This is a genomic window from Salinisphaera sp. G21_0 (genome assembly GCF_017744115.1).
Taxonomy (GTDB): domain Bacteria; phylum Pseudomonadota; class Gammaproteobacteria; order Pseudomonadales; family Endozoicomonadaceae; genus Endozoicomonas.
The window spans coordinates 1-11,497 of sequence record NZ_JAGHQW010000093.1 but is presented as its reverse complement, the minus strand read 5'-3'; the positions used below and the strand labels follow the sequence as shown (position 1 = coordinate 11,497).

General features: G+C 42.3%; 12 protein-coding genes. 6 read left to right on the top strand and 6 right to left on the bottom strand.

All coding sequences use genetic code 11. From position 1 onward, the window contains the following. Positions 1–95 precede the first annotated feature (95 nt). Positions 96–431 (top strand): calcium-binding protein, encoded by a 336-nt coding sequence (locus J7439_RS24095; protein ID WP_209204600.1) that lies wholly within the window; start codon positions 96–98, stop codon positions 429–431. A gap of 627 nt (positions 432–1,058) precedes the next feature. Here J7439_RS24095 and J7439_RS24090 read toward each other — a convergent pair. Next, complete coding sequence (locus J7439_RS24090; RefSeq protein WP_209204599.1) at positions 1,059–3,203, bottom strand: hypothetical protein; 2,145 nt, start codon at positions 3,201–3,203, stop codon at positions 1,059–1,061. A gap of 263 nt (positions 3,204–3,466) precedes the next feature. On the opposite strand from J7439_RS24090, the gene J7439_RS26765 reads away from it, so the two are divergent. Beyond that, a complete protein-coding gene (locus J7439_RS26765) occupies positions 3,467–3,589 on the top strand; it encodes a hypothetical protein (protein WP_286198504.1) in 123 nt (40 codons plus the stop codon). 565 nt (positions 3,590–4,154) lie between these two features. On the opposite strand, the gene J7439_RS24085 is transcribed toward J7439_RS26765, so the two are convergent. Next, complete coding sequence (locus tag J7439_RS24085; protein WP_209204598.1) at positions 4,155–4,364, bottom strand: hypothetical protein; 210 nt, start codon at positions 4,362–4,364, stop codon at positions 4,155–4,157. A gap of 119 nt (positions 4,365–4,483) precedes the next feature. Between J7439_RS24085 and J7439_RS24080 the strand changes: the two genes are divergently transcribed. Together J7439_RS24080 and J7439_RS24075 are read left to right on the top strand one after the other, a co-directional pair. Further along, positions 4,484–4,699, top strand: a complete 216-nt coding sequence (locus J7439_RS24080; protein ID WP_209204597.1) for a hypothetical protein — start codon at positions 4,484–4,486, stop codon at positions 4,697–4,699. Between the two features lie 52 nt (positions 4,700–4,751). Then, on the top strand, positions 4,752–5,015 hold the full coding sequence (locus J7439_RS24075; protein WP_209204596.1) for a hypothetical protein: 264 nt from the start codon (positions 4,752–4,754) through the stop codon (positions 5,013–5,015). Between the two features lie 356 nt (positions 5,016–5,371). On the opposite strand, the gene J7439_RS24070 is transcribed toward J7439_RS24075, so the two are convergent. Beyond that, complete coding sequence (locus J7439_RS24070; RefSeq protein WP_209204595.1) at positions 5,372–5,749, bottom strand: DUF2237 family protein; 378 nt, start codon at positions 5,747–5,749, stop codon at positions 5,372–5,374. Positions 5,750–5,799: 50 nt separating this feature from the next. Here J7439_RS24070 and J7439_RS24065 point away from each other — a divergent pair, with 50 nt between their 5' ends. After that, complete coding sequence (locus J7439_RS24065; protein WP_209204594.1) at positions 5,800–6,003, top strand: hypothetical protein; 204 nt, start codon at positions 5,800–5,802, stop codon at positions 6,001–6,003. Between the two features lie 1,146 nt (positions 6,004–7,149). Here the strand turns inward: J7439_RS24065 and J7439_RS24060 are convergent. The 3 genes from J7439_RS24060 to J7439_RS24050 form a co-directional block, all read right to left on the bottom strand. Next, positions 7,150–8,178: a hypothetical protein gene (locus J7439_RS24060; protein WP_209204593.1), complete on the bottom strand. Its 1,029-nt coding sequence runs from the start codon at positions 8,176–8,178 to the stop codon at positions 7,150–7,152. 559 nt (positions 8,179–8,737) lie between these two features. After that, positions 8,738–9,937, bottom strand: a complete 1,200-nt coding sequence (locus J7439_RS24055; protein ID WP_209204592.1) for a hypothetical protein — start codon at positions 9,935–9,937, stop codon at positions 8,738–8,740. 245 nt (positions 9,938–10,182) lie between these two features. Next, a complete protein-coding gene (locus J7439_RS24050; protein ID WP_209204591.1) occupies positions 10,183–10,419 on the bottom strand; it encodes a hypothetical protein in 237 nt (78 codons plus the stop codon). Between the two features lie 15 nt (positions 10,420–10,434). Here J7439_RS24050 and J7439_RS24045 point away from each other — a divergent pair, with 15 nt between their 5' ends. Next, on the top strand, positions 10,435–11,070 hold the full coding sequence (locus J7439_RS24045) for a hypothetical protein (protein WP_209204590.1): 636 nt from the start codon (positions 10,435–10,437) through the stop codon (positions 11,068–11,070). The last annotated feature ends 427 nt before the right edge of the window (positions 11,071–11,497 follow it).

The window sequence follows — 11,497 nt, the reverse complement described above, 5'->3', positions numbered from 1 at the left end:
TAAAAGAGCTGCCTTATGCGGACACGGTTGAGAAACTGGAGCAGCTTCTACCCTGGGCAGTGAAGGCATCTCAAGAATAAGCTGATCTGGTAGGGTTGGCTATTACGCTGGTTAAATTGGCGCTTACGCTGCAACTGTCGGGCATTGAAGAAGAAAACCTCTGGTTTACCCGTTCCGGTGACCATCTGCTGATTGATGTTATCGGTTCTGATGATCAGATTACGGTACAGGACTGGTACAGTAGTGACGCCCAAAAGTTGGATGAAATCCGCACGGGCGATGCAGTGTTACTGGCCATCAAGGTGGAGAACTTGGTCAATGCCATGGCTGGGTTTGATGCACCGCCAGCTGGTGAAGCTCAGCTGCCACAGAACGTTCGCGATCAGGTTACTCCGGTGATTACGGCAAATTGGCAAACGACAGTGAGTTAAGGTTTACACTTAAAATTCACGATGAAATGAAGGCAGCACTGGGTAACTGGTGCTGCCTTTTTGGTTTTGGGGTACGAGCAGGTTACAGCGGGTTAAACTTGCTGTTACAAATCCTTTCTGAATGGACACATTGCAGCACGGTGTGCCATCAGCAGTAGAGGTGGTCACTTTTGAACAGCAGGCCGATCCATTTTGGACAGTGCCACTACGCTGTGACTCAGAGTTTTGCATTACCACCAGGTGAGTCACTACGGCTAAAACCGTTATTCATAATAGGCAGTTTAAATTCGAACATGATTTTTCAATCTCTCCAGGTCTCACTGTTTGGTTGATTCTGGCAAATATGGCATTTGATCAGCAAAATGGGCTTTGCCCCACGGGTTGTGTACTTTTGACTCCTAAATATTGTCGCGTAAGTAAAGTATAGAGGGGGCATGTAGCCGAACATTACAGATGGTACCATCAGCAAAGTGGATTGAGCAATCATGCTTGCAGGGAGCTGTCATGTAACAGGTTTCACCACCATTTGATGTACGGTGGGTGGTGTGACCTGGAAATACCGCTGCAAATCCTTAATCGTTGCTTCCCTCTCTCCATATTTTTCAAATCTTCCTGTTACCGCCGAAATCAGCGGGACTTTCTTGAAGTCTGGTGGGAAAGGGCGTCATGAGAATTGTCGTTTACAGTGGTAAAACGTATCAGACCTCGATAGTTTTCTGGCTGTAACCCTATGTTGTTACAAAAGTTATCAAAGAGCATTTCTATTCTATTTGAATCAATATCCTCAACGTCATCCAATTTTAAAAATAATGGAATTTTATTTTTTTGTTTTTGCGATAGCGTATTCATCCATGCAAGTATTATCTCGTTAATTTTTCTTGCTTCCTGACCTGTTCGGGCACCATGCCAAAAACGTAATTCGAGAGTTCCATCTGGTTTACAGATTCTTGTGTCTGAATTACTGCTTGCATGTTGCGGGGCAAGTCTAATTTTAGCGGGACAATATATATGTTTTAATTCCCATAGTTGTTGAAAGGCGTACGCATAAGTATAAAAACCCATTGGTTGCGTTGTGTTTCCGGCAGCAAGCTCTTTATTGATTAGTTGGATGGTGTGATCCAGGAGCGATTTCCACTGAGGAGCGTAATTGCACATAGACAGATATGGGAAATATTGTTCACACTGACTTTCTCTGTCAAGGGCTTTGACTAAAAAGCGTTCATTTTCTACTGAAAGTAAAAATCTGAATAACAATTCCGGATTGTTTGAGATAGAATTTCGGATATCTATATGTTTATGCCCAGATATGCCTTTCAATAAAAACAGTTCTGCAGGGGCAAGAATAAATATATCAAAAAGTTCATAAGCAGTATAAGTAGCTCCATTGCATGTGAAAACCTGCTCTATTGTATAAGGGCTGCAATTCACCTCAAAGACATCATAATCAGGATAAAACTTACAATTCCAGTCACCGAAAGTGAAATAAAGCTCTTTATCCTGGTTGCCATTTTTAATGGTTATTGAAAATTCTGATTCAGGTATATTCATGGATGACATTATGAAAGATATATGTTTAGACCACTTTGTTATAAGGAGGTCTGGTGAATATTTTTTACCTGATACACTTTCAAAGCTGAATTCAAACTCTTCTCCAAATCTTATAAGGTCGGGGTTAAATTCTACCGTTTTTAAAAGGCTATTGTTTAATAAAGAATTCTGACTTTTATATGCTGGTTCATCATGACAAGAATGTTCATGACCTGAAAATCCATCAAAAAGAACTTTGAATAAATATTGTGGTGCAGCAGAATTAAAGAAGAAAGACCATAACTCACTTTTTTTAGAAGTTTCTACTGTTTTTGTATCCAGTGCATCTTTTGTATATAATCTACTCCAGTAATAATTGTTCAGTATTAGAAAAAGTGGAGACAAATTTAGTTGGTTATTTGGTTCAGAGAAGAAATGGAATAACTCTTTTCTTTCATTGTAAGTTTTTAAATAGTTTTTAATTGTTTTTTTATTTAAAAAGAAGTCTCTTTCTCCACCAGAAGTCATTGAAAGCAAAAAGTCTGCAAGAAAATAATCCGGAAAGCGAAATTTAAAGTCAGGTAGGTCTACGTGATTTTCAATTTCAATTAGCAAAGGAAGTAATCCAAGAAAAAAAATAATGTTTTTTTCGCAAAACCGGTCTTTGCTATTTCTGATACAAAAGCCACAGGCTTTTATTAAAAGCTTGTTGCTTTCAGGTTTTGGGTATTTTTCTAAAAGTTCAAATGGGTCTGTTTTTTCAAAAGAGGCCATTTCTTTATCAATTATCAACAAGAATTCAGTTAATCGGCTGATTGTATTTGCAGCTTCTGTTTTATTACAAAAACAATGTACAAACTGACTGTAAGTTTCAAGCAAATACCTCATGATTTCAGGATTGTTCCAGGCTCTGCCGATTACTGGCGAAAAATTGTGGAGTTGAGCAAAATCTGAAGATTCTGATTCTCGAGCTTTTATCTCCTTAAAGTCCCGATTGAATTTAAACTTTGCATCTTCTGAATATGTTCTTGAATCTACACCAAAAAACCTTGGCTCAACTTTAGCCACTTTCACCTGACGATAATAAGATTGACCAGTTGATTGTAGCTGAGATATTGAGGCATTATATACAGCTGTTGAATGGCTCTGTTGTTCTTCTATTCCTTGTAATCTATACATATTACACCAATTAAAATATTTTACATTATATTTTTCAGGATTCAGATGGCTAAAAATCCCAATCATTTGTAACTTGATTGGAGTGATGAAAAGTGGTTTGGAAATCGGGAGAACAACCTCGTTACCTAATTTATCTCAATGTGTAATAGACAGTGACAATTCGCATAAGTTCATAACAACCCAGTAAGAACGTCTAACAAAAAAATTCCAGGCGACTGTGCCTGTGGCAAAGGAAGTATTTATTTCCGCCATACCCTCAGCAGCCTGCAAGATGAACTGGATGAATTGCAGGGCAGCGTGATGATCTGCGAGCACAGCAGGCCGAGGCCATGAAAGGCCAATTAGTTCATGGCCGTCCTATTGTTCCTTCTGGCAATGGCGAGGCCGATTGGGTTTCCCGGCTAACAGTCAAGAGCCTGTTTGCTCTCCCCAGGGGGGGGCAGCTCAATTAGAAGTCAGTGGTAAATCACTTGGGTTTTACCAGAATTGACTGACTGACGACACTGCTTTTTGTGCTCCCTTTGGCACTCGGCGTAAGCGGGATTTTTGCGAAGCTCCCTCAGGCGCTTCCTTTGGGGTTCTCCTTCGCGCTCGGCGAAAGCGGGATCTATCTGGTAGCGCTTCCTTTGGCGTTCCCTTTGTAGCTTCTTTTGAAGCTCCCTTTGGCATTCAATATGTGAAGAATTTTCATCAATAGCTTCTTCGGCTTGAATCGCAGGAGATGTATCTTGTTGAAGATGTTCACTTTGGAATCGTGGGGTAATAATTGCAATCGACGCAGTAGATTTAGAGAAATTACCATTGCTGTCTTGATTAGGGATTTGAATAGGTGGATTAAGTTTGGTATCAACATCTGTCGAGTTTTTCGAGGTTGATTGAATACCCTTTGTTAAGGAGTATATCGAAAAAGAATTATTTTCAGGGTCATATTTTTCAGGCTGATAATTTTCCAGTGGTATAGCTACTGGAATTGCAGGGGAATCTTTATAGCTGGTTTGATTTGTACAGCGAAATCTTTCAACCTTTTTTTTCAGGATTTAAATACCCTTGATTATGTGAACTTGTGGATTGGTCAGTTATGTCATGGTTGGTTAAAGGTTGTCCAACTTCAGTAACCTTTCGGGAGAAAGCCTGACCTATTGCACCAGATTCAGCTAAAACCATGCCTTGAATATTAGAAAGGCCATCAGGGGCTGGACTTAATTGAGAAGAAGTTGGTCTATCCATTTAGTTATTGAATCATCGAATTATAGCTTAAGACCACGCTTGCTTATAAAAGTTCCTCCCTTTCGCCACTCATTCACCATTTTAAGGTCATTTCCCGGATCGACCGAACCATCGGTGATGTGGCCTTGCAGAAGGCGCTTAGCGGGATCAGCACCGATATCAATGACATTAATGTTGGAGGAATAAAGGGGGGATATCCAGCCACACAATTTATAGGTGTTGTAGGTGGAGGATATTCAGGTTCGGTGAGTGCGATGAATAGCCTGAAAGCAGCAGCTTTTTATCGATATCCTATTAAAATAAATATTTATTTCTGCAGTTTGTCAGAAAGATAAGATTATATATGAGACTAAGTCTTTTGATGGAAAACCAGAAGAATGTGACTTATTGATTAATGCTACAGGAGATACTCATGATTATAAACCCGGAAGGGTTGATGATCTCTGGTCTGAGTTGCTTCTTGATGGAAAAGCTGTACCCCATTTTTTGGGAGGAGTTCAGGTCGACGGTTTTGGACGGATGATAGATAAAAACGGGCGGTTTTTGGATGGCATTTATTTAAGCGGTCCTATGACTTCAGGGGATTCTATAGAACGACGGGGTCGTTTAGGGGCTTTTCAAATCAACACAGGAGAACTCCTGGGAGGCTGACCGAGAATAGCACCCGTAGCGAGGATGGCAGAAAATTGAGGATAAAAAGTCGGAAATTTTTAGTGAATAGTGGTTCTATTTGCTAAAAATTTCTGACTTTTTAGACAAATTTTCTGCCACCGCGGTAGGCAGTCTATTCTCGGTCAGCCTCCTAGATAGAGCTGAAGTGTCTGGTAAAAATGCTGTTCCCAAAAAGCACGGCGAATTATTAGAGTTTAGCCCAAAATAAGCCTGATGCTTCAGGGAAATTTCAACGGGTCAAACAGCAAATAATAAAAGTTTAAACACAGCTATGAAACCCATTAATGAAGAACAACGCCAGGGCCAACCGGTAAAATACCGGATGGCCTTTAATATCAATCCAACGCCATTTGCTTCAGCGTAGCCAACTCCACAATTTCAAGCGCTGTCATATTGGTTGCGTTCAGGTAAACCGGTGGGGCAACACCTGCCTTATTGGCCTCTGCCCAACGAGTTGCGCAAAGACACCAGCGGTCACCGGCTTTCAGGCCGGGAAAACCAAAATCAGGGTGGGGTGTGATGAGGTCATTGCCTTTGGACAGGGAAAATCGCAGAAATTCATCGGTCATCCGGGCGCAGACTGTATGACTACCAGCATCCTCCAGACAGGTATGACAAAACCCGTCCCGGAAGAAGCCCGTCATTGGACTTTTGCAACACACCTCTAACTCAGTACCCAGCACATTGGGCTGTTCAAACACAAGTTCTACCATGTGAAACCCTCCCATGATTAACCCATGACCTACAGGATAGGAGAAAAGTCATGTCTACAGTGGATCGTAGGTTTATCGGTGCCGGAAGCATCTACATTGAATGCAAAGAGTTCGTCCTGTTTATGGAAGGGCTCAACGATGCGCAGGATGGCAAGCCATTTAATATCCGGGTGCATCGAATAAAGTTCCCCCCTGTCCAGAACCTTGATTTTATTTCGGACGACTCAGTGGTAAATCACCTGAGTTTTAGCTGACTTGACTGACTGACGACACTGCTTTTTGCGCTCCGTTTCGCGCTGGTCGTAAGCGGGATCTTTGCGAAGCTCCCTTTGGCATTCAATTTGTGAAGAACTTTCATCAATAGCTTCTTCGGCTTGAATTGCAGGAGATCTATATTGTTGAAGATATTCACTTTTCAATTGTGGGGTAATAATTGCAATCGGCGATGTAGATTTAGAGAAATTACCAATGCCGTCTTGATTAGGAATTTGAATATGTGGATTAAGTTTGGTATCAACATCTGTCGAGTTTTGTGAGGTTGATTGAATACCCTTTGTGAAGGAGTATATCGAAAAAGTATTATTTTCAGGGTCATATTCTGCAACCTGATAATTTTCAGTGGTATAGCTACTGGAATTGCAGGAGATTCTTTATAGTCAGTTTGATTTTGTACAGCGAAATCTTTCAACCTTTTTTTTAGGATTTAACTATCCTTGATTATCTGAACTTGAAGCTTGGTCAGTCATGTCATGGTTAGTTACAGGTTGTCCAAATTCAGTAACCATTCGGGAAAAAGCCTGACCTGTTGCACCAGATTCAGCTAAAGGCGTGCCTTGAATATTAGAAAGGCCATTAGGGGCTGGACTTAATTGAGAAGAGGTTGGCCTATCCGTTGAATTATTGAGTTATTGAATTCCAGTTTAAGACCACGCTTTCTTCTAAAAGTTCCTCCCTTTCGCCACTCATTTAACTTTTATCTATGTCAACCAAACATAAATAATTGCTATAGCTATTACTAATAGAGACGTAAAAATCTTCGGGTAATAAAGGAGCCTTGTAATAAGGCGGTGGAGCTAGAAGCTTATTATAGTTTATGAAGAATATGGGCGGGCACTACACCAGGAACATCAAATCTTTCATAAAAAATAAATCACACTTTTAACGTTCTGCCTGCTGTGCACGACAAAAATCAGGAGTAAGTCAGTGAGATCAACTATCCAAGGGTGATAGGGAAGTAGCGGAGTCGTCATGATTACGCGGATGAACTGGATAAACTGCAGGGCAGGCAGTCAGACATTGAGCAACGCCGTTATCAAACTCAGCGTGACGATCTGAAGGCACAGCAGGTCGAGGCTATCGCCAAAGAGGATCTGGAATTGATCACGAATATCACCTCTGACTCAGGGTGAGATAGGTTCGATCGGGACTGTAAATATTCCTTCAGTTTGAAGACTGAAAAGCGGGGGAGCAGTACCATCTAAATTTTTACCGGAACTCTGGGTCGTTTCAGCTAAATTAGAACTCAGTGGTAAATCACCTGAGTTTTTATCTGAATTAACTGACTGAAGATACCGCGCTCTTGCGATCACAGCTTGCTCTTTGGCTTCTTCCTTGTTGCAGGTTTGTCTTTTGATTCTTTGGTAGGTAATTTTATAGATCTTTTGTCCTTCGGCGTAAACGGGATCTTTGCGAAGCTCCCTTTGGCGCTCCTTTTCGCGCTCGGCGTAAGCGGGATCTTTGCGAAGCTCCCTTCGGCGCTCCCTTTCGCGCTTGGCGTAAGCGGGATCTTTGCGAAGCTCCCTTTGGCGTTCCCTTTTGCGCTCTTTTTTGCGCTCGGCAAGTGAATAACTGCCATCAACATTAACTTCTGCCTGGGTTGTTTGGTTATCACTTGTAGCTTGGTGTATGTATAACGGATTAACGACAGCAACTGGCCGTAAATCTTGTGAACTATGAATTCCGGCAGGAAGATTAGTTAACTGTATACCTGAGCTTGTATGATTTGCTGTTGTTTGCTCTCTAATTTCAAACTCGTCCCACGATATTAGCTGCTGAAAGGGAGTATTTGGTGTTAGTAATAATGCATTATTAACGGGTTTATAATCAAGCTGGTAAGGAACATATTCATCAAGAATGGATTGTGGTATCTCTTGAATACCTGTTCCAGAAGCGTTTTCTGATTCAAGGTTTGTTAGGGATGTAATATTATATTTATTCAATGAATAGGAATGATCAGCTTCATTTTGATATGTATCTGGTCCGCTATTGTAATTAGGAATAGGATTCAGCACTTGAACTGGTATACCTTGATAAATAGGCTGCTGTTCGGTGGCACCAAATCGCTGTTGTTGATCTACTAAACCTGATGCGTTGGAACAAAGGTAATAAAAAGAAGCATCATATAAAGGAAATTGATTGGTTTGATACATTGAATTATTGAATTGTTGAGTTACAGCTTAAGACCACCCCTTCTTATAAAAGTTCCTCTCTTTCACAACTCATTCTTTATTTATGTCAGCAAAGCGTAAGGATTTGCTATGGTAATTACAGCGACGTACAACTCTTCGAAAGCCAGCGCCTCACGGATGAGGAAGACCATGGTGGGCGGGTTACAGGTAGTGAGGTCATTGATGGAAACATCAATAATCTCTTCCGGGATATTTCCCGGATCGACCGAACCATTGGTGATGTTGCCTTGCGGAAGGCGTTTATCGGGATCAGCACCGATAACAATGACTTTTACCTATTTCACTGGAGTGGAATATATAAATTTTACCCGGCGTAAGGTGGAAATGCAGATTAGTTCTCCCTTGGTGACGACCTTTAATCGGGGCATCTCCCATACCCGGCGAGCCAGAGGAAGAAACCAGTCGCATTCAGGAAACGCAGATAGCCGATACCTCCCGCTGCTTTTTATCAAGAGAGGGGCATTGAGCCTATGAGCGTCAACATTACCGCAGGTGACCTGACGGTAAAGGCTGAAAACGTTTAGATTGCTGAACGTTCACTAAGGCTGAGAGGGGGCGATTGGGACTGTAAATATTCCTTCAGTTTGACGACTGAAAAGCGGGAGGCAGTATCTTCTGAATTTTTACTGGAACTCTGGGTCGTTTCAGCAAAATTAGAAGTCAGTGGTAAATCACCTGAGTTTTTAGCTGAATTGACCGACTGAAGATACCGCTCTCTTGCGATCACAGCTTGCTTTTTAGCTTCTTCCTTGTTGGAGGTTTGTATTTTGATTCTTTTGTAGGTCTTTATATAGATCTTTTGTCCCTCGGCGTAAGCGGGATCTCTGCGAAGCTCCCTTTTGTGCTCCCTTTGGCGCTCGGCGTAAGCGGGATCTGTCTGGTAGCGCTCTCTTTCGCGCTTCCTTTTGCGCTCGGCGTAAGCAGGATCTTTGCGAAGCTCTCTTTGGTGCTCCCTTTTGCGCACCCTTTGGCGCTCGGCGTAAGCGGGATCTGTCTGGTAGCGCTCTCTTTCGCGCTTCCTTTTGCGCTCGGCGTAAGCGGGATCTGTCTGGTAGCGCTCCCTTTCTCGTCCCCTTTTGCGCTCGGCGTGAGTGGGATCTGTCTGGTAGCACTCTCTTTCGGACTCGGCAAGTGAAGAACTGCCATCAACATTAACTTCTGCCTGGGTTGTTTGGTTATCACGTGCAGCTTGGTGCATGCATAACGGATTAACGACAGCAACTGGCCGTAAATCTTGTGAACTATGAATTCCGACAGGAAGATTAGTTAACTGTATACCTGAGCTTGTATGATTCGCTGTTGTTTGCTCTCTAATTTCAAGCTCGTCCCACGATATTAGCTGCTGAAAGGGAGTACTTGGTGTTAGTAATAATCTATCCTTAACGGATTCATAATCATCCCGGTAAGGAACATATTCATCAAGAATGGATTGTGGTATCTCTTGAATACCTGTTCCAGAAGCGTTTTCTGAATCGAGATTTGTTAGGGATGTAATATGATATTTATTCAATGAATAAGAATGATTGGCTTCATTTTGATATGTATCTGGTCCGCTATTGTAAATGGAAATAGGGTTCAGCACTTGAACTGGTATGCCTTGATAAATAGGCTGCTGTTCGGTGGTACCAAATCGCTGTCCTTGATCTACTAAACCTAATGCGCTGGAACAAAGATAAGAAAAATAAGCATCGTATGAAGGAAATTGATTGGTTTGATACATCGAATTATTGAATTGTTGAATTACATCTTAAGACCACGCCTTCTTAATAAAAGTTCCTCTCTTTCACAACTCATTCTTTATTTATGTTAACCAGGAATAAATATTTGTTATGGCTATTTCTAATAGCAACGTAAAACTCTTCGAAAGCCAGCGCCTCGCGGATGAGGAAGACGTTGGCGGGGGGTTACAGGCAACGAGGTCATTGATGGAAACATCAATAATCTCTTTCTTCGATTGCTGACCGTTCACCAAAGCTGAGAGGGGGCGATTGGGACTGTAAATATTCCTTCAGCTTGACGACTGAAAAGCGGGGGAGGGGGAGCACCTTCTAAATTTTTACTGGAACTCTGGGTCGCTTTAGTTAAATTAGAAGTCAGTGGTAAATCACCTGAGTTTTTAGCTGAATTGACTGACTGAAGATACCGCTCTTTAGCTTCTTCATTGTTGGAGGTTTGTATTTTGATTCTTTTGTAGCCATACAACAAGGCGGCGGTTCAGTGGATACCACCGCAGCCAAAGGAAGCATTGAAGACCTGAAAAATGAGCTTAAGGCAACCTCTGCAGAAATTAGCCGTTTGCAAAGCAATCAATATCAATTTGACGTGACAGGCATTGGTCGCTGGCTCAATCAAACATCAACCGCTGCCGCTTATGTGAAAAAACAATTTTTAGAGCAAAGAATTGCCCTTGAACAGCTGTTTGAAAGCTATGAACAGGGCGAGATCAATGCCAGAAGTTTTGTCCGTGAGGCCGAAGATGCCGCGCAAACCATGAACCTGCTCAATCAAACGGATTTAGACCGGCTCAATAACGCCATTGTTTCAGCCAAACAAAACATGGCCCGCTTAGGCGACAGTTCCCGCAATACCCTGAACAGCCTGCAAGATGAACTGGATGAATTGCAGGGCAGACAATCGGATCTTGAGCAACGGCGTTATCAAAATCAGCGTGATGATCTGAAGGCACAGCAGGCCGAGGCCATTGCCAACGGGAATCAGGAGGCGATCAGGAATATCAACTCAGCTCTGCGAATCAGTGAGCAGATTTACAACGAGCGACTGCGGCAGGCTAATTGCTCTGGATTAATGAATTTGAATGGAACCCCGTCGAGCAAACCACTGAGCGAAGTCTGACCGGGGCTTTACTGGTTCAGGAGGGGCAACTAACCCAAGGCAGACCAATCGTTTTATCTGGCAATGGCGAGGCCGGTTGGGTATCACGGCTGACGGTCAAGAGCTTGTTTGCTCTCTCCAAAGCAGCCAATAAAACGATGACTCTAACGCTTCCAGATAGTCGGCAGTTCTCCGTTATCTTTGATCGGTCTAACGGCGCTCCCGTAGAGGCAAAGCAGGTTTTACCATTTGCTTATCCAGAGTACAGTGACCAATACCTTCTTACTCTTAGATTGCTAACTGTTCACTGTTGCGACAGGCTCAATCGAGACGGTAAATATTCCTTCAGCTTGAAGACTGAAAAGTGGCAGGGAGAGTGCCATCTGAATTTTTACTGGGACTCTGGTTTGTTTCAACTGAATTAGAAGTCAGTGTTAATTCACCGGAG

Coding starts and splice junctions, on each gene's coding strand:
- J7439_RS24090 (WP_209204599.1), bottom strand. CDS start 3,203: ATGATTGGGATTTTTAGCCATCTGAATCCTGAAAAATATAATGTAAAA.
- J7439_RS26765 (WP_286198504.1), top strand. CDS start 3,467: ATGAAAGGCCAATTAGTTCATGGCCGTCCTATTGTTCCTTCTGGCAAT.
- J7439_RS24085 (WP_209204598.1), bottom strand. CDS start 4,364: ATGGATAGACCAACTTCTTCTCAATTAAGTCCAGCCCCTGATGGCCTT.
- J7439_RS24070 (WP_209204595.1), bottom strand. CDS start 5,749: ATGGTAGAACTTGTGTTTGAACAGCCCAATGTGCTGGGTACTGAGTTA.
- J7439_RS24065 (WP_209204594.1), top strand. CDS start 5,800: ATGTCTACAGTGGATCGTAGGTTTATCGGTGCCGGAAGCATCTACATT.
- J7439_RS24060 (WP_209204593.1), bottom strand. CDS start 8,178: ATGTATCAAACCAATCAATTTCCTTTATATGATGCTTCTTTTTATTAC.
- J7439_RS24055 (WP_209204592.1), bottom strand. CDS start 9,937: ATGTATCAAACCAATCAATTTCCTTCATACGATGCTTATTTTTCTTAT.